38 protein-coding genes and 1 pseudogene are annotated in these 21,229 nt (G+C 33.8%); 4 read left to right on the top strand and 35 right to left on the bottom strand.

Annotation, left to right across the window (positions count from 1 at the left end):
* Positions 1 to 181 precede the first annotated feature (181 nt).
* The 4 genes and pseudogenes from KDN24_RS07685 to KDN24_RS07670 all read right to left on the bottom strand — a co-directional run bounded on the left by KDN24_RS07685 (position 182) and on the right by KDN24_RS07670 (position 2,601).
* The gene (locus tag KDN24_RS07685; RefSeq protein ID WP_409971536.1) at positions 182 to 748 is read right to left on the bottom strand and encodes a GNAT family N-acetyltransferase; all 567 of its coding nucleotides are present in this window, start codon (positions 746 to 748) and stop codon (positions 182 to 184) included.
* A 323-nt stretch (positions 749 to 1,071) separates the two neighbouring features.
* Positions 1,072 to 1,227: pseudogene (locus tag KDN24_RS07680) on the bottom strand (sporulation protein YhbH); the annotation flags it as partial.
* 80 nt (positions 1,228 to 1,307) lie between these two features.
* Complete coding sequence (locus KDN24_RS07675; protein ID WP_409971535.1) at positions 1,308 to 2,162, bottom strand: hypothetical protein; 855 nt, start codon at positions 2,160 to 2,162, stop codon at positions 1,308 to 1,310.
* 199 nt (positions 2,163 to 2,361) lie between these two features.
* Positions 2,362 to 2,601, bottom strand: coding sequence for a hypothetical protein (locus KDN24_RS07670; RefSeq protein ID WP_409971534.1), 240 nt, complete (start codon positions 2,599 to 2,601; stop codon positions 2,362 to 2,364).
* Positions 2,602 to 2,995: 394 nt separating this feature from the next.
* Here KDN24_RS07670 and KDN24_RS07665 point away from each other — a divergent pair, with 394 nt between their 5' ends.
* Both KDN24_RS07665 and KDN24_RS07660 read left to right on the top strand, forming a co-directional pair.
* Positions 2,996 to 4,879 (top strand): DEAD/DEAH box helicase, encoded by a 1,884-nt coding sequence (locus KDN24_RS07665; protein ID WP_409971533.1) that lies wholly within the window; start codon positions 2,996 to 2,998, stop codon positions 4,877 to 4,879.
* Between the two features lie 2 nt (positions 4,880 to 4,881).
* Positions 4,882 to 5,214, top strand: coding sequence for a hypothetical protein (locus tag KDN24_RS07660; protein WP_409971532.1), 333 nt, complete (start codon positions 4,882 to 4,884; stop codon positions 5,212 to 5,214).
* A 30-nt stretch (positions 5,215 to 5,244) separates the two neighbouring features.
* On the opposite strand, the gene KDN24_RS07655 is transcribed toward KDN24_RS07660, so the two are convergent.
* From KDN24_RS07655 to KDN24_RS07505, 31 genes are all read right to left on the bottom strand, one after another.
* The gene (locus KDN24_RS07655) at positions 5,245 to 5,373 is read right to left on the bottom strand and encodes a hypothetical protein (protein WP_491348474.1); all 129 of its coding nucleotides are present in this window, start codon (positions 5,371 to 5,373) and stop codon (positions 5,245 to 5,247) included.
* 167 nt (positions 5,374 to 5,540) lie between these two features.
* Entirely contained in the window at positions 5,541 to 5,744 is a 204-nt protein-coding gene (locus KDN24_RS07650; protein WP_409971531.1) for a hypothetical protein, read from the bottom strand.
* Entirely contained in the window at positions 5,741 to 6,106 is a 366-nt protein-coding gene (locus tag KDN24_RS07645; protein ID WP_409971530.1) for a hypothetical protein, read from the bottom strand. The genes KDN24_RS07650 and KDN24_RS07645 overlap by 4 nt, the downstream gene beginning before the upstream one ends.
* Before the next feature lie 11 nt (positions 6,107 to 6,117).
* On the bottom strand, positions 6,118 to 6,456 hold the full coding sequence (locus tag KDN24_RS07640) for a hypothetical protein (RefSeq protein WP_409971529.1): 339 nt from the start codon (positions 6,454 to 6,456) through the stop codon (positions 6,118 to 6,120).
* 10 nt (positions 6,457 to 6,466) lie between these two features.
* Positions 6,467 to 7,093, bottom strand: coding sequence for a zonular occludens toxin domain-containing protein (locus tag KDN24_RS07635; protein ID WP_409971528.1), 627 nt, complete (start codon positions 7,091 to 7,093; stop codon positions 6,467 to 6,469).
* Positions 7,093 to 7,434: a hypothetical protein gene (locus tag KDN24_RS07630; protein WP_409971527.1), complete on the bottom strand. Its 342-nt coding sequence runs from the start codon at positions 7,432 to 7,434 to the stop codon at positions 7,093 to 7,095. Before KDN24_RS07630 ends, KDN24_RS07635 begins: the two co-directional genes overlap by 1 nt.
* Before the next feature lie 62 nt (positions 7,435 to 7,496).
* A complete protein-coding gene (locus KDN24_RS07625) occupies positions 7,497 to 7,898 on the bottom strand; it encodes a hypothetical protein (protein WP_409971526.1) in 402 nt (133 codons plus the stop codon).
* Positions 7,898 to 8,035, bottom strand: a complete 138-nt coding sequence (locus tag KDN24_RS07620) for a hypothetical protein (protein WP_409971525.1) — start codon at positions 8,033 to 8,035, stop codon at positions 7,898 to 7,900. The genes KDN24_RS07625 and KDN24_RS07620 overlap by 1 nt, the downstream gene beginning before the upstream one ends.
* 81 nt (positions 8,036 to 8,116) lie before the next feature.
* Positions 8,117 to 8,398, bottom strand: a complete 282-nt coding sequence (locus tag KDN24_RS07615; protein WP_409971524.1) for a hypothetical protein — start codon at positions 8,396 to 8,398, stop codon at positions 8,117 to 8,119.
* Entirely contained in the window at positions 8,399 to 8,581 is a 183-nt protein-coding gene (locus KDN24_RS07610) for a hypothetical protein (RefSeq protein WP_409971523.1), read from the bottom strand.
* A gap of 83 nt (positions 8,582 to 8,664) precedes the next feature.
* Positions 8,665 to 8,880, bottom strand: coding sequence for a hypothetical protein (locus KDN24_RS07605; protein WP_409971522.1), 216 nt, complete (start codon positions 8,878 to 8,880; stop codon positions 8,665 to 8,667).
* The gene (locus tag KDN24_RS07600) at positions 8,880 to 9,038 is read right to left on the bottom strand and encodes a hypothetical protein (RefSeq protein WP_409971521.1); all 159 of its coding nucleotides are present in this window, start codon (positions 9,036 to 9,038) and stop codon (positions 8,880 to 8,882) included. Before KDN24_RS07600 ends, KDN24_RS07605 begins: the two co-directional genes overlap by 1 nt.
* Positions 9,035 to 10,726 carry a fibronectin type III domain-containing protein gene (locus KDN24_RS07595; RefSeq protein ID WP_491348366.1) on the bottom strand — a complete coding sequence of 564 codons (1,692 nt, stop codon included), beginning with the start codon at positions 10,724 to 10,726 and terminating at the stop codon, positions 9,035 to 9,037. Before KDN24_RS07595 ends, KDN24_RS07600 begins: the two co-directional genes overlap by 4 nt.
* On the bottom strand, positions 10,723 to 12,339 hold the full coding sequence (locus KDN24_RS07590; protein WP_409971518.1) for a hypothetical protein: 1,617 nt from the start codon (positions 12,337 to 12,339) through the stop codon (positions 10,723 to 10,725). Before KDN24_RS07590 ends, KDN24_RS07595 begins: the two co-directional genes overlap by 4 nt.
* Positions 12,340 to 12,403: 64 nt before the next feature.
* Positions 12,404 to 12,592 (bottom strand): hypothetical protein, encoded by a 189-nt coding sequence (locus KDN24_RS07585; protein WP_409971517.1) that lies wholly within the window; start codon positions 12,590 to 12,592, stop codon positions 12,404 to 12,406.
* Positions 12,593 to 12,642: 50 nt separating this feature from the next.
* A complete protein-coding gene (locus tag KDN24_RS07580; protein ID WP_409971516.1) occupies positions 12,643 to 12,846 on the bottom strand; it encodes a hypothetical protein in 204 nt (67 codons plus the stop codon).
* Entirely contained in the window at positions 12,846 to 13,004 is a 159-nt protein-coding gene (locus KDN24_RS07575) for a PTS ascorbate transporter subunit IIC (RefSeq protein ID WP_409971515.1), read from the bottom strand. Before KDN24_RS07575 ends, KDN24_RS07580 begins: the two co-directional genes overlap by 1 nt.
* Positions 13,005 to 13,016: 12 nt before the next feature.
* A complete protein-coding gene (locus KDN24_RS07570) occupies positions 13,017 to 13,172 on the bottom strand; it encodes a hypothetical protein (RefSeq protein WP_409971514.1) in 156 nt (51 codons plus the stop codon).
* Positions 13,163 to 13,300 (bottom strand): hypothetical protein, encoded by a 138-nt coding sequence (locus KDN24_RS07565; RefSeq protein WP_409971513.1) that lies wholly within the window; start codon positions 13,298 to 13,300, stop codon positions 13,163 to 13,165. The genes KDN24_RS07570 and KDN24_RS07565 overlap by 10 nt, the downstream gene beginning before the upstream one ends.
* 5 nt (positions 13,301 to 13,305) lie before the next feature.
* Positions 13,306 to 13,614 carry a hypothetical protein gene (locus KDN24_RS07560; protein WP_409971512.1) on the bottom strand — a complete coding sequence of 103 codons (309 nt, stop codon included), beginning with the start codon at positions 13,612 to 13,614 and terminating at the stop codon, positions 13,306 to 13,308.
* Positions 13,615 to 13,795: 181 nt separating this feature from the next.
* On the bottom strand, positions 13,796 to 14,116 hold the full coding sequence (locus tag KDN24_RS07555) for a hypothetical protein (protein WP_409971511.1): 321 nt from the start codon (positions 14,114 to 14,116) through the stop codon (positions 13,796 to 13,798).
* A complete protein-coding gene (locus tag KDN24_RS07550) occupies positions 14,117 to 14,257 on the bottom strand; it encodes a hypothetical protein (RefSeq protein WP_409971510.1) in 141 nt (46 codons plus the stop codon).
* 205 nt (positions 14,258 to 14,462) lie between these two features.
* Positions 14,463 to 14,672: a hypothetical protein gene (locus KDN24_RS07545; RefSeq protein WP_409971509.1), complete on the bottom strand. Its 210-nt coding sequence runs from the start codon at positions 14,670 to 14,672 to the stop codon at positions 14,463 to 14,465.
* A gap of 33 nt (positions 14,673 to 14,705) precedes the next feature.
* Positions 14,706 to 15,605, bottom strand: coding sequence for a hypothetical protein (locus KDN24_RS07540; RefSeq protein WP_409971508.1), 900 nt, complete (start codon positions 15,603 to 15,605; stop codon positions 14,706 to 14,708).
* A 237-nt stretch (positions 15,606 to 15,842) separates the two neighbouring features.
* Positions 15,843 to 16,028 carry a Fur-regulated basic protein FbpA gene (gene fbpA, locus KDN24_RS07535; protein ID WP_409971507.1) on the bottom strand — a complete coding sequence of 62 codons (186 nt, stop codon included), beginning with the start codon at positions 16,026 to 16,028 and terminating at the stop codon, positions 15,843 to 15,845.
* A 4-nt stretch (positions 16,029 to 16,032) separates the two neighbouring features.
* Positions 16,033 to 16,455, bottom strand: a complete 423-nt coding sequence (locus KDN24_RS07530) for a hypothetical protein (protein ID WP_409971506.1) — start codon at positions 16,453 to 16,455, stop codon at positions 16,033 to 16,035.
* On the bottom strand, positions 16,455 to 18,794 hold the full coding sequence (locus tag KDN24_RS07525; protein ID WP_409971505.1) for a phage/plasmid primase, P4 family: 2,340 nt from the start codon (positions 18,792 to 18,794) through the stop codon (positions 16,455 to 16,457). Before KDN24_RS07525 ends, KDN24_RS07530 begins: the two co-directional genes overlap by 1 nt.
* Before the next feature lie 74 nt (positions 18,795 to 18,868).
* Positions 18,869 to 19,213 carry a hypothetical protein gene (locus KDN24_RS07520; RefSeq protein WP_409971504.1) on the bottom strand — a complete coding sequence of 115 codons (345 nt, stop codon included), beginning with the start codon at positions 19,211 to 19,213 and terminating at the stop codon, positions 18,869 to 18,871.
* 38 nt (positions 19,214 to 19,251) lie between these two features.
* Complete coding sequence (locus KDN24_RS07515; protein ID WP_409971503.1) at positions 19,252 to 19,446, bottom strand: hypothetical protein; 195 nt, start codon at positions 19,444 to 19,446, stop codon at positions 19,252 to 19,254.
* Positions 19,447 to 19,495: 49 nt separating this feature from the next.
* Positions 19,496 to 19,804: a hypothetical protein gene (locus KDN24_RS07510; protein WP_409971502.1), complete on the bottom strand. Its 309-nt coding sequence runs from the start codon at positions 19,802 to 19,804 to the stop codon at positions 19,496 to 19,498.
* Positions 19,805 to 19,855: 51 nt separating this feature from the next.
* Entirely contained in the window at positions 19,856 to 20,080 is a 225-nt protein-coding gene (locus KDN24_RS07505; RefSeq protein WP_409971501.1) for a helix-turn-helix domain-containing protein, read from the bottom strand.
* A 133-nt stretch (positions 20,081 to 20,213) separates the two neighbouring features.
* Here KDN24_RS07505 and KDN24_RS07500 point away from each other — a divergent pair, with 133 nt between their 5' ends.
* Both KDN24_RS07500 and KDN24_RS07495 read left to right on the top strand, forming a co-directional pair.
* Entirely contained in the window at positions 20,214 to 20,534 is a 321-nt protein-coding gene (locus KDN24_RS07500; RefSeq protein WP_409971500.1) for a helix-turn-helix domain-containing protein, read from the top strand.
* Positions 20,531 to 21,217: a restriction endonuclease gene (locus tag KDN24_RS07495; protein ID WP_409971499.1), complete on the top strand. Its 687-nt coding sequence runs from the start codon at positions 20,531 to 20,533 to the stop codon at positions 21,215 to 21,217. The genes KDN24_RS07500 and KDN24_RS07495 overlap by 4 nt, the downstream gene beginning before the upstream one ends.
* The last annotated feature ends 12 nt before the right edge of the window (positions 21,218 to 21,229 follow it).

Below are 21,229 nucleotides of genomic sequence, written 5' to 3'. Positions count from 1 at the left end.
AGACAGCGATCCGTATTCAAACGTGTCGCTGTCTTTTATATTGGTTGTCTCGCTGTAAAGACTAAATTAAACAACCTGACTCCTAGTGAATATATAGAAGTCAATATTCTTAATTGCGCTTTTGTGACTACTTGACACGGATCAGATCATTTACAGGAAAGGGCCCGATTGTTGTGAAGCTTTACTTAGAGTTTATGTAATAAACCAAGTGATCTGTCCATTCATCAAATTCGTATATAAACCCTTTACGGATACATTCGAATTCCATACCTACACTTTCAGCTAAATTCACAGAAGGTGTATTATCAAGGTTTATATGAGCTTCTATACGGTGAAATTTCAAATGTTTAAACGCAATATTTAAAGCTTTTTTTACTGCTTCTTTGGCATAACCTTTTCTCCAATACTGATTATGGATGGTATATCCTATCCTTCCCCATTGGAAATCATCTCTTGCTATCGTTGAAAAATCAACCATACCTATATGTGTACCATCTTCTTTTCTAAACACACCAAATACGTGAGCAGTATCTGTAAGTGCCAATTCTTGATGTTTATCTACCAGATTATGAAACCACTCCCGTGTACATTCACTCATATCTATTTTCCCTTTATCGTGGCGATTTTGGGATGGATAACGGTTTTCAAATTCTTTTAACCAATTTTCATAGTCGGTCTTCTTTAAAGGTCTTATTACTAATCTCTCTGTTTCTGAAACAATCTCAAATTTTCCTTCTTTCAATTTCAATGTGACATCTCCCTAGTGATAACTAATTTAATATAGCCTTTAAACTTAATTTAATTCGCTTTCCTTATTAAGATATCCTGCCATTTTGATTCCGCAACAATATGGCCCGATAATATTATAAGGTCAGCCAGTTATTTCTGGTTAACATTTTTTATATCGATATATGACTCAAAGGTACTCAAAATCGAATTCCCCTTGTGCTCTTTTCCTCCAACAAAAGACTGTTGTTGAAAGGGGATAATTACAATTAATAGGACAAATTTTTTTGGATAAAAATAAAAACAACGCACATTTATAAAAAAATTGTGCGTTGTTTTTATTTATTACACAACCAGCTTTTCCTCTTCCTTCTTAAAAAAGCTCTTCATTGCATGAAACACATCTATTTTTTGCTTTAGAATATAATAGCGGAAATTGTCATGCTTAATGTTTTTGTAGGCTGACATGAGGGTGGAATGGCGATTGTATTGGTTTAACTCGACAGGATATACACAACTATATCATTCATTTTTTCATTTAATCAGAATAACTATTTAATAAAACAAAATTGAAATATTTATTAATTTCTAAATTGCAATGATTGTACTTCTTCTTTTGGAATAAGTTCTACTGATTTATATGGTTGTTTAATAATATAGTATCCTTCATTTTCTGCGATTAAGAAACACAATATAGATTTATTATTCTTTAACTTTATGTTAAATTTAGAAAAATTGCATAAAACGCCGTAGCAATAAATATTCCCACTTGTTAAAAACACACATGCTATATGAAAAAATAATACTAAAATTAAAAGGCTAGATTCTACAGTAGTTTTTAGAGTAATTGAAGTTGAATTTTCTTTATTTTCATTATTGTTATCGCTAATTTCCTCTGTAATCAAATTAAATTCAACGTAGTTATTTACATGACTAGTTTCTGTATTTAATAATATAAAGATAGACATTCCTAATATTGTTGAAAATATAATTATATTGCCCATTGCCTCAGTGATACTTGATAAATATTTTTTCTTATCTGGTTCATAGTTGTCAGTTTTATAATAAATATCATCTACCTTCTTTTCAGTAACCCTTCTTTTATATAAATAAATTCCTACAGGAACCAGCAAGAATATAAACATAAGTAAAGGGACAGAAATTGGGAAAGATAAGGGCGAAGGTAGCAGCCAAAAAGAATGTATTGATATTGGATAAATAAAAATAATACTAACTATCTTTAGCAGATAGTAACCAAATGTAATCCCTAGAATATACATAGTTAACATCATTAAACCCATAGGTTTATTATTAGTTTTATTTAGATTTGATTTTGCTTGCTTTAAGACATCATTCATAGGCAAGGTAAATAAAAAAGAAACAAGAATGAGTATTAAAGAACCTAAGGGGATATATATTAAAAAATCTTTAATCATAGTAACTCCTACCAAGAAATTTTCTGTTTTTATGACATTTAAAATACTGTATTCATTCTATACGTTCGTTTAAAAAATTTAAATGCATTTTAAGCAATTTAATTTTATCCTTATTTGAAACATAACCTTCTTCATCTTCATCATACTAACTTCAATATCAGGAAGAATATAATAGTTGTCTCCAATAAATCCCAAGTTGTCAGCGACTGCGAATAAAATTCTCATCCATAGATTGTTGATATAATTCTTGGTCCTCTCTACAAGCATGTTTTGGGTCAATAGAATTTATCAATTGTTCGATTCCAAGAAGCGTAGTTTCTAAGTCATTTTTTACTTTAGCCTTCACTCTTACGTCAACAACCAAACCATCTTCAAAATCATACTCTGAAACAAAAACCTCATTAAAATCTGTTTTTTTTCCTTTTTCATTAAATATCACACTCCTATACATAAATAATTAGCTAAATAGACAAAAAGTCCTTGTGTCAAAAATATGTAATTTAAAACCAGATTCTATTTCTTTAAACGCCGGCAAAAACGCCTCCTAAAAAGTGAGCACACAATTACCGGATTTACTAATAGGCTTCTATTTAAACGAAATAAATAATTCAAATATATAATTTCGATATCTAATTGGTATTTAATAGAAGGAATATCTTTTAGTTTATAGGTGTAAAAAGCAATTGAGAATATAATTATAATTGATATTTTTTTAATCTGTATATAAAAATTTCCTTTTATGTATATGAATTCCTATAAATATAGTAAAATAGAACTGAATTCAGTATGCATATTAAAAATGTTCAATAAAAATTGTATAAGGGGATATGTTGATGAATCATTACTTAATTGCCAATCCACATATTAGAGGAAACGTAAATTTAAGGGATCCACAATTATTTGCCTATGAAAGTCTGATAAAACATTATTCTGACACAACCAATAATCGAACTTCACTAGTTGTTTTACCAACAGGTACTGGAAAAACAGGATTAATGGCAATTGCGCCCTACGGATTAGCCAAAAAGAGAGTTTTAATAATTACTCCTCAAACTGTAGTAAAGAATACAGTTCTAGGTTCACTAGATCCAATGTATCCATTAAATTTTTGGTTAACAACGAAGGTATTTAATGGTAAGTATGAATTACCTACAGTTATAGAATACTCAAAGGACCTAAGCAGTGACATAATAAATAGTGCTGATTTAGTAATACTAAATGTACATAAGTTGCAAGAAAGACTTGAAAGCTCATTATTAAAAAAAGTTGATCCTATGTTCTTTGATATGATTATTATTGACGAAGCGCATCATTCCGAAGCCCATACTTGGAAGAATGCAATTCAATATTTTTCTGATGCAAAAATAATAAAAGTTACAGGAACTCCCTTTAGAAGTGATGGTATCAAAATCGAAGGAGATGAAGTGTACCGTTATCGGCTGAGTCAAGCAATGGCAAATGGATATGTAAAAACACTAGAACGATTTAGACATGTTCCTGAAAAAATGTCTTTTACTTTGGACAAAAACGATAACCAGTATTATACGTTAGAACAAATTATGGAGTTGAAACCAGAGGACTGGATAAGTAGAAGCGTTGCTTTGTCTTTTGAAAGTAATATGAGCGTAGTAGAACGATCGATTCAAATGTTAAAAGTTAAAAGGGAAAAGACTAATAATAATCCTCATAAAATAGTTGCGGTAGCATGTAGTATTGAGCACGCAGAACAATTAAAAAAAATCTATGAACAAATGGGATTATCGGCTGCAATCGTACATAGTAAAATGGATAAAAAAGACCTAAATAAAGAATTTGATAAAATTGATACTCATGAAGTTGATGTTGTTGTTAATGTGGCTTTATTAGGAGAAGGTTATGACCATAAGTTTTTGACGATCGCTGCAATCTTTAGGCCATTCAAGTCAGATTTACCTTATCAACAGTTTATTGGAAGAGTTTTAAGGTCAATTTCACTCAGTGATGGATACGAAGTGAATGAAGAAGACAATATTGCACAAGTAATACATCATAAAGAGCTAGATTTAGATGAACTATGGATTAGATACAAGGATGAGATTGAGAAAAGTAACGTGATAAAAGAAATTAGGAAAAATAATAACATTGAGAGAAAACTAAAACCTACGACACCAATGGAAGATTTAGATTTCGGTAATACTGCTGAATCAAGTACATATAGTACTAGTACTGATACTTTTATGGATACTGATTTAATTGCAGCAAGAGAATCTAGATTGGCTGAAGAACAAGAAAGAATAAAAAAATTAATGAGGGATTTTGGTATTACGGAAGAATTAGCAATTAACCTCAGCAGGCAAATGGATGTGAAAAATGACGCTGAAACAGCAAGACTTCTAAGACCAGATTTATATCAAAAAAATCTTCGTTCATTATTAAACTCCAAAATTAATGAAGAAATAATCCCTGATATTATTTCACACTTTAAAATCGGTCTAAATTCTAATGAGATAACTCGTATTCGTCATCATTTTATTGCAAATTCAGATAAATTCCCTTATGATTACAAGGATGATAATGGAGCAACTTTAGGAAAGTACTTTAATATGTCCCTATTAAAATTTAATAAAAAAAATAGAAAAGACTGGGATCTAGATGACTATGAAAGAGCCATAAAACAGGTAGAGACATATAGTGATTTTATTGTAAATGAATTAAAATATTATCTAAAGGAGGATTAATTGTGCTTGAACTTTTAGAAAGGCTTTACGATGAGACATATTCTCCAAAATTGACACCACAAACACTTTTAACAAACCTAAATTTATCAAATTACATAGAAATTAATTTTAAGAAAGCTGGAGGATATTTAATAGCTAACACTCATTGTATTCTTCAAAATGGATTAAACGCAGAATATAAATACTACTTCAAAGATGATCTGTTATACATGTTAGAATCCTTTATAGAGGAAAAAACAGAGATAATTTATGATCGAGAAAAAGAAAAACAAAAATTAATATCTCATATTAAAGATTTAGAAAATAATCATTTCGTTAAAGAAGTCTATGCATAAATCAAATAACCCATCTCATAACGAGATGGGTTATTTATATATAGGCTCTGTTAAATTTAAATCACGAAGCATTTTAAGCATTTCATTTAGAGCTGGTCTATCCTTCTTAGCTCCTATTATTTTTTCTTCGAAAATCTCAAAGCTCCAACATTTTTGCAATGCATCCAGTTTCAATTGTAAATTTTGGTCTTGAGTTGAAACTCTAGCATAACTGAATCATTTTTATCCTCCAATCTTATCAAAAAGGATTTTTAATAGTTTGTTTGATAATTTGATTTTGATAATAATTTTGTAAAAGAAAAACAGTTGTTTTTCCCCTGTTCCTCTCACATCTCATTTTCTATTAAAAACGAACGTTTTTGATAAACTTCAACTATATTTTTTAAAGCCTTAATCTTATCATCTATTATTTCTTCAAATATCTGCATATCTGTATAATGTTTATATTTATCTCTATCAAGTTTTCTTATTTCATCTGCTTTATCTGATAGCATATTAAAATAGGCTGCAATCTCGTGTAAATATGTCATGTAGTGGTCTCCACCATTTCTTTTATTTTTATATTTAATTTATCCAATACAACAACTTGTTCATCCTTTTCTATATCAGCTCCTTGTATTTCTGCTGATAACTTAATCTCTTGTACATACCAGGCGATAAAGGAGTGCAGCATATCAATTTCATCAGTTTCAAAGTTAAACTCATATAACTCTCTTTCTTCCCCTGTAAACTCGCTATTAAAACAGTCTTTTATATCGTCAAAGACCTTTATCATCCTTTTGCCTTCTATGCGCCCATAATTCGATTTAAAGCCTTTTTTAATGTTGTTTCTCATTACGTTCATGTGTAATATCAATAAACTTAATTCGACCTTGTCCAATATTAATGTCACTTTATCCCTCCTTAACTTTCATGCAGTTCCTCCAGGTGCTTTTCTAGTTTAATTTTTTCACTCTTAGTAAGTTCGTTTAACTTCATCAAGAAAAACGATTTCCTACCAATTTTAATTTTCCGATCATGGCCATAATTTTTAGCACGCTGCCAATGAATGCAAGCGTGAGGTAGCAAAATAAAACCCTGTTTATTAGCTAAGTCCTCTGCAACCTCTAATGCCTGGTAAAAAGAAAACTCCTGCATTTTTTTTGCATAATACACAAGATTTAAAGAAGTAGGATATAGCCACGGTAAGCGCCGAGGGTCTTTCTCTTTATACTCTTTTGGAACTAATGAATAACTTTTCAAAAAATCACTCCTAAACAATCAATCTTTTCTTTCCTCTTGATTGATTATGGATAACTTCCAATTCTTCAAAAAACTTTTCCCCTTCACGCTCTGTTTGAGGAATCGGGAAGTATTGCACCATATTCTCCGTATCGTATAGCCCACATTTCATAATCTGTTTAGCCTTATACATAGGAAGAAATTGTTTATGCATAAATTCTCCTGTCTGGAAGTCTACAAAATGATATTGAAAACCTTTGTCCCCTATTTTTCTTGCAGTGATTAAAACCTCTGCAATTTGTCTTACCCTTGAATCAACAAAATTAATAGAGGGTGTACAGTAGAGTTGTACTGATTTCATTTTTCTAGTTAACATCAATACATCAGTTAATATTCCTTGACCGTATTTAGACCATTTTCTATTACTGAAAGCTAAATATGCTTCATCCCAAACACATATACTACCTTGTTCTTTTGCTACCTCATACCAATCAGTGTAATGTGTCATTGGTGAACTATCATGAAGCTCATAGTTTGAGAAGAGTTTTATTTTCCCACCATTTCGTTCCACTTTTAATTTCCACCAGTGTGCAAGAGTTGAAGCTAAAAAGGTCTTACCAGAACCTAATGGGCCTTGAATTACAAAATGATGTGCCATTAGCGTTTCCCCCCAACTTTTTCAGCCATTACGATAGGCTTTGGCGGTTTTGGTATCAATGCCTCGATTGTATCAATGAAATATTGAGGGTCTGCAACAAATTCTTTCCCTTTCATAATGAACTCTATTAGTTCTTTATAAGGATTCTTTTTACCATATAAGTATTCATTATCTCCCATTCTTTGTAGTAGAATTAATGCTTTAATTTGAGGCTCCCGTAAGTTTTGGGAGTTGCCTTTCATTTCTTCAAGCACTTGTTTAACATCGCTTATGTGCTGTACTTGAGGAAATAAATCATCTGATATAGCAGCTTGCAATTTTTCAGCATTCGTATTTTGCATTTAATGACCAACTCCCTTATTTAAAATAGTTAATTGCGTTGTAGAGCTTTTCTCAAGCACAGTTACGCCCCACTTCCACAGCTACTTATTCCAATAATAATAAATGCTAAGAATATTAATCCGAACAATAAACCTTTTGTCCAATCCATCGCTGCTGGTGGCACAGGAGGACGATATGCTGTTATTTGATTTAAGACAATACTGTGTTCAAGTGCTGCAAGTCTTTCTGTTTCTTTTATTGATTGTTCAGGTGCTCGATAAAAAAAGTTTCTTCCTTCTATACTATTCGTAATCTCACAATCACCTATTGGCACAGCGTGTTTACTTGTTACATATAAAGTACCTTCTCTAATTTCACTAATTCGATGGATCTCACTTGTTTTATTTTCATCGTCAAAAATAATTAGTAAATCATTTGTTTCCGGGAAGAATTCTTCATCATCTTTTTTTCTGAAAAATCTCATTAGACAATCCCTCTTTTCTTTTTTGCAACTTTATCATTTGTTTTTTTTACAATTTTCCATGTAATTAAGCCTACTGTAGCTGCTCCGGCTGCCGTTCCTGCACCGACAAAGTACATATAAATAAAAGCTTCAGCCATTTGCTTTTTTCTCCTTTTTAAATAGATTCATAATGTCCTTAAAATATAAAATCCCGATTGATACGAATAAAAACAATACAATTACCACCACTTCACACCTTCTTTAGCAGAATAATATAAGCGCATAACTGACCTAAAAATTAATAGTGAACCTAACAGCACAGTTGATAGTAAAAGTGAGGAGATAACCAACTGCCATGCTGCTGGCATATCTCCAAATACAGATAGATATTTCCCCACGTTTAACCCCTGAGCTGTAACGAGCTGCACACTCCTTAATTTTTCGATTCCTAAATCAAGAAATGACATCACGGGGCCAAAAATATTATCTAAAAACTCTTTTATTTTCTCTTTTAAATTCATTTATTCTCCCCCTACTCGAATAGAGGATAATAGTTTTATTGCTCCAACTGCTGTAAACATCCATATGACGAATAGCAAAATATAAGCAATTACATCAATTTGTAAGACAGTTAGATTTTTAAAAAGCTTACCAAGCATGTCACTGTAGCCTGTACCTGATGTGCCTCTAGGTGTATATGCCAAGCTTGCAAGAGTCTTAGCAAAACCGACTACTAATGACCAGAGAAGCTTTGCTACTTCAAATAAAAGGGTAAACAGCTTAACTACTAATACTCCGACTTTATAGAAAAATAAAGTATCCCATCAATCAAAGCGTAAATAATTTTAAAAAAACCTATGAAAATATCAACTAAACCTTGTAATAGATTTTTAAATAAATTTCCTATCCACTTAATCCCATCCCATATAACTTTAAAAAGCTTACCGAATGCGTCACCTAATATCCCAGCAGCAACAAACATGAACGGTGTGTAAAATTGCATTAATCCCACCTTCTATTTCTTTGGCTTACTGCTTTATGAATTAGGTCTATTATTCTATCTGCAAACAAAACAGACATTAACAGTAATATCATTGGGGAAAGGATAACCATATATTTGGAGAAAATAATATTTAATACTTCTTGAGTTAATCCTGTCATCTATGGATACTCCTTTCCCTATAATTTAAGAGTGCTTTTCTTATTACATTTCTAATTGGTTTAACAAGTAAAAAGGATAAACCTAGTAAAACGAATGGGCCGACTATCTTTAATAGACCAAAACCTGTTTGCACTAACTCATTTACATCGAAAGGAATTTTTACTGTCCCTGTTTCCCCTCCAGTTCCTCCGCTTTGTCCTGGTTTGGGTGCGGTTGGTGTTCCTTCTTTGCCATCTTCTGATATTGCCACTAGTGATACCCTTGGATTGTTGAAAATATCATATTTCATATCAGCAGCTGGAATAAGAATCTGTTTTAATGAAGCTTGGACAGTTTTATATTCTTTACCGTCTATTAAGACTTTTACTTTGCCTGTTGTGGGGCTTGTCCAAGTGTAAAGGAAGTCACCATTTTCTTTTTTTTCATAACCTCCACCTTCTATTGATGTTTTTGGTTCCTCAAGAGTAGTAGCTTGTACAATAATTCCATCTGATTCTGCATCAGCTATATTTACAGTTGTTAATTTGTAGCTATAGGTAGTAGCTGCTTGAACTGTTAGATCATTCCAATATGTTCCGTTTGTTTCGAACATTGGATCGAAATCGGTAACTGTATCAGACGCAAATGCTGTTTTCGATTTTAACAATTCATTAATCAGATTTTCTTTTATAGTAGCCGTATGTGTTTCATCTAAACGTCTATAAATTCTTATATGATTAAAAAACTCACTTTGTGGATTTGACCATGACAGATTGATTCGATCATGTTTGGTTGTTGCTTTTAAATTTAATACTTCAGGGATAAGAGGTATTGCATCAGTAGAAACCTCAATGGATATACCATTTGTTTCCATACCTTTTTCATCAACAGCTTTTATAGTAAATGTATATTTTTGGGACGGACTCAACTTTGTGAACTTGTATGTCTCTTTTGTGTAATTAGAATTAATCAATTCACCATTTTTATAAATATTTAAGTGTGAAAAATTTGATTCTGTGGGATTATTCCAAACTAAGGTGATTTCAGTTGGAGTTGTTTTTACCAAAGATAGATCTTTAATGTCAGATAACATTTCTATCTTTTCCGTCGTCATTACATATGGACTTGCTCTTACTCCTAACCCTTCCTTCTTATAAAGACCTTCATTTAAATATAAAGAAGGTCTTATTGCGTGCTTGTCGTATGCTCTAGTAGCTTCAAGATTCCCTTCTACTCTTACTCTCCATGAATTAACTGTATTGGCTGCTGCCGGAGTTCTTGTCCAAAACATTGCTACAGGAAAAGTTAGCGGTTTATTTTTATATTTATTCCACTCAGAAAATGACAGCATTCCAATTTTTGTAGATACAACAACTGAAGATTCTTTTCCATCCCCCCCAATTTCCCAATTATGATTTTTAATGTATTCCGTAAATTGTCCAAAATTATTTAAGAATGTATTATTCAAATAATAGGCAACATTAGTTGATTTTGTTGGATTATATATATTTGTACCGCCTGACTCAAACGCCCTATTCTCTAAATAAAAATCCGCAAATAAATAATTCGTTTCAGGGTCTAACACAATAAACCTATATCCATTTAACTCAACATAATCGCCCTGTTTGAATCCATATGAAGCACTTGCAGCAAGGGGCATTATGATAATTGCTATACAAGCTGTTAGTATTGTAATCAGTTTCCTCACGGCCATATATCCCTCCCAGATCCATCTGGTGCATTTGGATTTGGTTTATAATCTTTCATCCCACTATCGCCTTCTGTTCCCCCTGGGCTTGGCCCGTTTCCTAAATCTCCTCCGGGCTTAGGTGCGCTTCCTGGGTCTCCGCCTGGTGTTGGTGGTTTTGCTCCGTTATCACTAGGCTTTGGCGGTGTTCCGACATTTGGCTCACCTTTATCCTTTGGGAAAGGAAATGGATTAGCTTCTTCTTTCGGTTTGTTTTGCCCCCATTCCCCTGCGTCTGTTTCTCCTGGCTTTGGATTTTCGGGGGCGTCAGGTAATGTGTCCATTGGATTCTTTACTAAGTCAAAACCGCCAGTTGGATCGTCTCTTTCTGAAATAACAGGTGCTTGATTTTTAATCTTATTTGCGTCAAATCCTGCTTCTTTTAATCCTGGTACGTCCTTCATTTCGGGTTCATGACTTTTAATACCTCGATCATCTAGTCCTGGTAACTGTGGGGGAGGGGCAGGGGGTTCTGGAGCTTTGCCTAGTAGATTACCCACATCATCCACTAGCTTTGGTACAATCGAATCCCTAAAAGTGTCAGCAACTTCTGGCCAATTTGGTGTTGGTGGAATAGAGTCTTTAATTTGGTCTAATTTCCCCATGTATTGCTGCCATCCAGGGCATTCAAAAATCTTACAAGGATCACATTTTTCTACGACTTTACCATCACGAATTACGATTTCTTTATCATCCTTAACTTCAACATTTCCTATTTCAATTGAATCGCCTTCCGTTCCATCCTCATACACAGGAATTACTTCATAATCATATTTTTCGCCTACTTTAGCTGTGGAATCAGTATAAGAATTGCTTGAGCCAGGAATGGTATCTATAACTTGACCGTTTCGGATAACTTTATAGCTTTTCGGAGTTCCTTTTGATGGATTTTTTACATGATTCCAACCGAATGATACCTTTCCATTACTTCCACTACCGCCACCTGAACCTCCACTGCCATCTCCACCGCTTCCGTTACCTCCTCCACCACTTCCATTACCGCCTGAACCTCCGCCACCATCTCCGCCGCTTCCATTACCGCCCGAGCCATCACCACCATCTCCACCGCTTCCGCCTGTGTCTTTGTCTTGGCTACCATCGTAACCACACGAAGCAAACCCACTAGGATAGTGCCAGTCAAAATTAGTTTGTGGAAGAAACTGGATTCCCTGTTGAAAAGTAGGATAATTAGTATTAGTAGCAGTCTCACACATACAATTATTTATAAACTGTGGTGTTATCCTTATTGTTTGGACATTTTCATGAGTTGAAGCACCTATTCGATACCATGAAAAAATCACATCTGCAGCACAATAGAAACGAAACTTCATAAAACTATTAGGTTTTCCCCCAAACATCATTGGCGACTCTAATTTTCCTCCAAAATCCCTTTTATCAAGTTGTACTGTCACCCTATCAGCCTGCGGCGAAAAATATATTTCTATTTCTTGATACAGTCGGTTATAATTCCTATTCTCAGAAACGCTCCCCAATGACCCACTTGCAAATGTCGGTTTAACCATCCCAACTAATAAAAATAGCACCAACAGCAACATTGTTGCCTTCTTCTTCATTATTTTAAATACACCACACTTTCAAGTAGAAAAAAGGAGGATTGCTCCCCCTTTTTCATAGCTATTAAGCTGCTTTTCCACCTTGTCCAAATGAACGGCGGATAACTTGAATTAGCTTGCCTACTAGTGGGAAAGCTAGTCCTAAAAGAACAAATCCCCCTACAATTGCCAACAGCCCTGTACCACTAGTTAATAAATCTGTTACGCTAAAAGGTAATGATACTCCTGAAAAATCAATTGCACTTCCACCCATGAATAATTCCTCCTAAATAAATTTTTATATTTTACTAGCTAGGCTAGTAGTTAATACCGATAAACATCATAGTCATCATCATCTTTGTTCGCTTCACCAGCTATTGATTTTTTTACTACATCCACGAGATGCCCAATCGCTTGTACAGCTATCCAAATTAATACTCCTGGAGCTACAAGGAAAAGAATCCATTTGACAAATTCCCAAAACTTGACTAAGTTTTCTCCGCTTAAAAACGCTTCATATGCTGGCATTAGTTTTTCTGCCTTACTGCTGCTATGATGTTTTTAAGAAGAATTCCTACTGCGATAATGGCGACAATGAGCATTACGAAAGGAGCTACAATTTTCAAGACGAAGCCGAATGTTCCCCAAAAGAAATCCCAATCAAATACATTTGCAAGACCACCCATAGCTTCACTCCCTTAACTCGATAGATCCTCATAAATCCTAAAGATTACTAGCCCAAGCGTAATAATAATCGAAAACGCTAATAGCAAGACAATGACATCTGGATTACCAAACACAATTTTTAGAGCATATGCAACAAGGCCCCCAATCTCGAATGTGCTTACCTCCATCTGTCGACACCTCTTTCAATAGCTGTATATATCACTCTTGCGATAGGATAAAGAAGGGCACAACTTGCAACGATGATGACATATGTAACAAATATATCCTTCGGTGTATATGCCATTACTGTATACATAATCCCTACCTCCTTATCACTCGATCCAAAAGCGAGAATATTAACATAGCCATGATAAGAGTTGATATGATGACTTCCCCAAGAGTGATTTCATGAATGACGTGAATATCTCCCTTTTCTGTTGAGAAAATAGTAGACTCTCTAAAATCAATTGGAGCTGTCACTATTACATCTGAATTAGGGTCAAATATAAGTGAAGGAAAACCAGATTCTGTTGATGAAACAGGAGGGTTAGTATCAACTGTTTCACTTGAATCGGTTGCATTATCTACACTTTCATTAGTTGGAGTCGATATTTGATTTTCCTCATTCATACTTTTCACCTCTTGTTTCCGATATTACTAAATAACTATTTTTATAAATATCCCAAAAAAAATTTTGGGGTAATATAGAAAAAACAGGTGAGTTTATCCCCACCTGTCTATCAAACATAATTATTTAATTTAGAAAATCGCTATCTAAAACTAATACATAAAGTAAAATTTCGTGCATAGTTTAATATATATTATATATATTGTAATGCTCCACAGGTTCCCTCTCGACTCTGAAATATCGCCCTTGTGGAGTCCTTCCAGTTTCGAGTTGTTTTAACCATGATTCTAAATCTTGCCTTGTAAAACCTAAGTCCTTCAGTTCCTGTGGAAACTCCTTATCGAACTTCCATAACCATTTTTTCATTCGTAATATGGCTAAACTTGTAGGGCCAAATGCGTAAACAGTTCTATCTGTTTTAGATGTAAATAATTGATTTCCGCAATATTCTGTCAGATAAATATACTGTTTCCCTCCTGAGCGAACTTGCGTTAAAAATGCCATTTATATAATCAGCTCCTCTATTGAAACGATTGTCCAGCCTTCCTCTTTTAATTGCGTTTCGATCTCATCCTTGTTCCTGTTGTGAAAATCCCAACAGTGCATTATCCCATTCTTTTTATATCCCATTGCCTGAACGATCATTAGTTAAACACTCCTATCATTCTAATTCATCTTTTCTTTTAACTTTATTCAACTGATTAATGATATATAAAATTGCTAAACAGCCAATAACTCCAACAAAATAGGCTGAGGCGACCTTTAAAAAAAACATATTAAGGAATCACTCCTATCAACTAGCTCACTAAATTGCAAAGCAGCCGCACTCCTTTCGTTTAATCATCTCCAATCATTGAATTTCTTTTTTCTCAAATCCATTGTATTTTTCATTTAAATAATCATAAACGGAAGCTACTATAAAAATACCCATAATACTCAATACTGTTAAACCCACAGCTAAAAAATACCCTTTAACAAAAAATATTAATGTTATTCCTATTACAAAAAGAGTTGTGAGCAAAAGACCAAAACCTAACCAAGCAATGTTCTCTTTTGACATGATAAACACTCCTATCATTCCTTGACTGAATCTTTATTCAAGTTCTGTTCCATATTTCTTTTCAATTTCAGCCCAATTATCAGAAACTACTCTTAATATTTCTTTGTCTTTGTTTTCTCTTTCTTCCACTTCATCGAAAAGGCCTTGATCACAATATGATTCAACAGTATTTCTAATCAATTCTTCTAGAGTTTCTGGTTTCAAGGCATCTAGTTCCCAAGATTCACGACCATAACGTGAAATGTAGGTGCTTGCTCGACTGTCGGTTATCTTAGCAGGATTTGGCGGTGGATTAAATTCTTCTATCTGATCCATATTCAAAGCGATACGTTCAAATATAGGCTCTACTTCAAAAAGGCTCAAACGTTCCACAATATCTCGACTCATATCTATGCCACTAGGGTCATGGTCACCTAAATGGATAATGACCGGTGTTTTAGACCCGATTCTTTGCAATCGTTGGGCTGCTCCCCACATTTCAGACTGACTCACATAACCTCTGCAAGAAAAATAATTTATATCTAACTTTTCGCAAATTTGCCCAATTATCCCAACAAGAGCGTCTTTCTCGACCCACACTTCCACATGGTAGTCTTGATTTTCCCATCTATCATATCTAAGTGACCATGTCGTCGCTTGAATGATATGGGAAGGATCTTCCCAATGAGTATTTTTCCTTATATATCTTGTTCTATCTTCAATAGCCCTCCAACTAATTAATCCTGCTAATCGACCATCACTAATTAAATTCCCTAAATTTTTATAGCTTCTCTCGTTATTAGGAATAACATCTCTTGCCACTAACTGATAGTAAACTTGACGCAAGGTTAATGAATAACCTTTATCTTGATATTCCTTTATGATTTTATTTGCAAGGTTTATTAACTTTAGGCTTGATTCTCGAAAATTCTTTTCTATATATCCAATTTTCATAGTCTTTTCATCCTTTCTATTAAACTTAACAATTCACAGTTTCTAATATTTCATTTTGAAGAAAATGAAATTTTCACTTTTACAAAAATCAAATTCTCCCCAAAAATTTAATAATAATTTCTTTCAAATTATTCAATTCCGAAGTTTCATTCGATTCAATTGCTTATGGATAAATTCTGAATTTCATCTTGTTTACGCTATATAGGAGTGCGTGCATAATTTAATATATATTTATATTTAAATACTGCACGTTTTACAGCGTTTCTTAGCATAGTCATATTCATTAGTAAGTTCAGTCAAAGTCAGTTCGTAAAGTTGCCTTCCATCATTCACTTTTGTTACTCCAAGGGCAAGCAACCTTTCTATCAAACTATCTTTTAGCCTTTCTTGGGCTTCTCTTAAATAGGTTTTAAAAAGTTTCATACAATCACCCCACTTTCCTATTTCGCTTTTTATTTAGCCAATTTATGAAGCTTGTAGCTTGTTCAAATGCCTTTTCAAAACGCACATTAGTAACGATTACTATCGTTTTATATGCTGTGCTTTGGTCTGGTAGATAATTCTCCCTCCAAGCTGTTGCATGGCCGTTTGGAAGGCGCTCAATATACAAGAACGCTCCTCTGCCATATCGGTATTCATAAAGCTGTCCATGACTGTAAACAATAAAGCCTATTTTCTTTGCTCCCTCATTTTCTTCTAATCTCTGAATCAGTGATTTTTTATGAAGTCTAATTTGTTCCTTTAGTTTTTCGTTTAATAGTCCAGGGTCATAAACAAGCTTTGTTTTTCGTTCTACTTCTTTTATTTGTATATTTAAGTGATACATTGTGTTAAGGAGTTGATAAATCATTAAATCTCCTCCTCAATTACCATAGAGTTACTTTTCGAGTTAGAAGTTACCTTTAGTGACCCTGTTTCTAGGTTCGTCTCAAATTTTTTCTCTATAGGAGGGATACTAGAAAATGAGTCACTTTGGGTAACTAGGTAACTGTTAGGTAACTTATCCTTATAATCTGCTAAAAGTCCGATACCAAAGAAGAATGTACGGTTCCCTGTAGATTTCCGTTTTGAATATCCTTTCATTTGCAGGCGGTTACTGAATGCCCTTTGTTTCATTGGGTACTCTCCGTTTTCCTCCGCCCATTTCATGTATTCCTTATGAATATCATTTACTGCCACTTTAGCTTCTGAAAAGATTACACAGCATTCATCAAGAAAGTTGGATAATAAGTCCATTTCCTCTTTATACTCGTCAGTAGCAGCCTTTACTTCCTCTGGTTCTCCTAACCCTTCCTGCTGCCATTTCATGCAGCCTTCTACTGCCCAGCGCAAAATACCTGACAATTCAGCACGAAGCTTTTCAGGGAGCTGCTTGTCCACTTCTTCTTTCGGAATCGTCACCGTAAAAGGAATTAGACGAATCCTTCTCCATATACCCTCGTCATCACCTTTGACAATCGGCTTATGGTTTGTTGTAAAAAATATCTTAAATTCGGGTAGAAACTCAAAAAACTCTTTCCGTAAAAATCTTGCAGTGATTGGCTCTCCGCCTGTCAACTGCTTAATTAGGGACTCAGAAAGCTTTTGCCCATCCTCTGATTCCACAGCCGAGACAAAGCGTGCTCCATGAAGCCTAGCAATATCATTATTTATCCCGTTATCATTTACTTTTGAAGTGAACGTGTCACTGTTCGTCTGTTTGCCATAGTCACCTAATATTTCTTTGATGATATTAATGAAAGTCGATTTTCCATTTCGTCCAGTTCCCCATAGAAAGAACGCCACTTGCTCACTAATATCTCCAGTCAATGTATATCCGATTGCTTTTTGTAAAAAATCAATCAAGTCTTGCTTTACATTTCCTTTTTCATCTTTCATGATACTTTCAAGAAAATTAATCCATGTTGGGCATTTAGCCTTTACATCATAGTGAATATGATTATTTTTCGTCATGAGCAATTTTCGGTCATGTTCAAGTAAATTACCTGTTTGAAGATCAACAACACCATTTTTACAATTAAGTAACATACCATTTTTATTTAGTTCATCTTGAGTGAGTGGAAGCATCGCTTGCGCCCTTGCTATACTATTGAGGAAAACAGAACTCTTTTCACTGGATTGCGCCCATTTCACAATTTGTGTCCTCCTGTTCATATCTTCTTCTTTACTGGCCTCACCATACATTTCACGGAAAGTCTTTATTGCTATTCGTTCAATTCTTCTCTTCTTATCCTCGATCCATGTGCTGCCGTTCCATAGAAGCCACTCTTCAAACTCAATACAGTACTTCAAATTCTGTCCGTTACGATATACAAGCCTTTCAGCGTTACCCATTTCAGTTAAGTTAAACTTTGGTTCTCTATGCTCGTGTTGCTGTTGTGTTGGAGGGGAAGCAGGGGGCTGTCCGTAAATTTTCCCACTTTGTTTCCTTTGCAAAGCACTATTCAAAGTTGTTATGTATTCGGAATGATCTAGTGCTGGAAGAAAGAAATACTTGTTTGTAAAACTAGTAATCTCATGAATTTCATCTTGAGAGTATCCAAACTCAACAAGACGACAAGCATGGGCATACATGGCATTATTACGACCACCCTCAACTAGTGGGATAGGGAAAGGTCTATCATTATCAACCTTTTTCAAACGTTCGAAGTAAATTGGCATTTCTGACAGTTCGCCATCATGCAGCTGTACCCATTCCCTCCCCTTTGTATTAAGCGAAGGTAATACAATTTGACCTCGTTCCGCTAACCGATAATCACCCACACAGCCACAAGACATTAATACTGTTGCGTCTTGTGTCTTTACTCTCCCGTTATCTTTGAAAAAGAACTGATAGCCTCTAACCGTCTTTATTGCATGAAAGCAAAGCTGGTCTTTCTGCAAAGCCTTATAAATCAGCTCTCCTTCATGCTGATCATCTATATCAACTACAATATATCCTTTAGGAATTACTAAGCCTGTCCATCCACTTTCATTAAGCCATGAGGATCTCTCTTCACTGGATAGACCAGGCTTGTCCATTTGTTGCCATCCCTTCATACAGGGACGTTTGGCTTTTGAATATCTTTTGTTATAATCTTGTTCTCTATTAAAAGAAGAATAGCCAAATAGTTTAATTACTTTAATTGGACTGGAAGGAAACAGCCGAGCTAAATCGACTGATTCCTCTACATTTTGCATAGCAAGCATTGGCTCTTTCCTTTCCAATATTTATTTGTTAAACTGAGTGTGTGTGTTTTATAAAGAATTTTTTTGCAGTAGGCTTACGCTTGCTGCCTTTTTTTATTTAATTTGTGTATTTCATTTGTTTTCTCATAAATTTCAACAGCATTTTTTGCATTGTTTTTCAAAAATAAAGCACGTTTGGCGAAATCTATTTTTATACCCCGTGCTTTCATTTCAGTAACAACATTTTTAAGCATTTGAAACCTTTTTTGCTTTGCCCTCATATCCTCCAAGCGTTTCATTAAAAACTTCAATTCTTCCATTTCAAGATTGGCAGATTCATAATCTTGTTCACGAATTGCATCTAGTAAATAAAATGCTGTTTTCTCTGTGTACTCCTGCAACTGGTTAATTGCTACATTTTCAGCATTAATTAAGCACATATCGACAAATTCATCCCCTTAAAAGTGGTATGTTTAGACTAGGAATATTTCGCTAATTTCTCTGGAACAGAGGCTTTCAGACAATCGTGAGCAGCCTGGGCAATTTCCTTTAATACTGGATTCCCCTTTTCCCATTCAGATCGAAAGAACTCTCTTCTTTCTTCTGATGTCATATGGGCCAGTGGTGAATGAACAATAACTGTTGTATTGCCAAAGGTGTATGTTTTAGGCATGTAATCCCTCCTCTGTTTATTAATATGAAATGGAGACAACAGGACTGCCCTAGAAAAAGCGAATTTTAATTGCTTCCATTGCAAGTTTTTTGTTGTTACCATCCAAGTAATCTAAATCAGAAAGGTTAAACTTGTTCCTTTCATTAAATAAATGAAGTGCCAGATTCAACATGATTTTTTCAGATTGTGACCACGGGCCAGAATTTCTTTTCAAGGCTTGGATTCTGATTGTTTCATCTGACATATCGAAAAAATTTGTAGTGAAACAATCATTAAGACGATAGTGATTTTTAAACAAATAAATTAGTGAAGCCCAATATCGATCTTGAGATAAACCAGCTGGAATAGTGTTTGTCAAAGTAAAACCTCCTGCATAGAATTTTTAATTTTTATGTTTCATTTCGTTACATTAATTTTCAAAAAAAAATGTCCAATTAAAACCTAATACTTTAGCAATTTTTTTCGCTACTTCAACACTTGGATTCCTAGATCCATTTTCAATCATTGTATAATATGGTCTTTTTATTCCTGAATCCATTGCAACATCTTCATGAGTTAAACCTAATTTCTCTCTGTGCAGTTTTAGCCAAATTCTCAAATACTCCCCTCCTTGAATAGTAACGATATGAAACATTCTATAAACCTATAATAGTATCGTTTCGTTACATAGTCAAGCGTTTATTTTTAATAATGTTTCTTTTTGTTACATAAGTTAAAAGCAATTAATAGTTACTGTATTATTTAAGATATAGACGAGGTGAATTTATATGTTGAAAGAACAATTAATAGCATTGAGAAAAGAACATAAAAAAACTCAAGAAGAAATTGCAAAGATTCTTGGTATAACTAGACCAGCCTATACAGCGTATGAATCTGGCAACAGACAACCAGATTATGATTCCCTATTAAAATTAGCTAAATTTTATAATGTATCAGTAGATTATTTATTAACTGGAATTAAAGATGATGAAGAAAAGGGCAATTTATTTTTCTTTGATATGGATGGTCTAACAGAAGATGAAATTGATGACATTAAACGTCATATTGAATATGTGAAGTGGAAAGCGAAAGAGGAGAGGGGAAAATGAAACCTTCTGAAAAAAGGGTAATTTCCAATGGAATTGGCTTATTTGTTGCAATGATAATAATAATGTATCAAACCCATATAAAGGAACTAGTTCCTTTTCTAAATAATATTTATATCCTTATAGGATTCACAATTGTAGTTGGACTTTTTACTTCAAGAGTTATTGAAAGATTATTACCAGATAGTAAGACCGCAAAGAAAACAACCCCTAAGAAGAATAATACTACAACTAATAAAACAACAAAGAATAAATCATCTTCTCAAAATAAAAAATTAACTGATATAGACTTACTTAATTCCGATATTGATTCACTATCTGGAGAAAGTTTTGAAAGACTTGTTTATTTATATTTCAAAGATAAAGGCTTTAAATCAGAAACAACTCCCAAGTCAGGGGATCACGGAGTCGACTTAGTTATTACTGACCCAAAAGACGGACATAAAATTGCTGTACAGTGTAAAAGATATAAAAGTACAGCAGCAATTGGAAATAGTGATTTAATAAAGCTTGAAGGCGGAAAAAATTTTTACCGATGTCATGGAACGTTGTTTATTACCACAAGTAGCTATACACAAAAAGCAAAAGAATTCTCTGAATCAACTAAAATGGAGATTTGGAACCGACTACATGTCTTTGATAAAATAGATAAATGGCGTAAAGAAAAAGTAAAAAAAATCTCTTAGTATCCCAAAATT

It is taken from the genome of Cytobacillus sp. Bva_UNVM-123 (assembly GCF_046351715.2).
Classification (GTDB): Bacteria; Bacillota; Bacilli; order Bacillales; family Cytobacillaceae; genus Cytobacillus.
The sequence above is the reverse complement of the archived record's forward strand: the minus strand, read 5'-3'. Positions and strand labels throughout refer to the sequence as shown.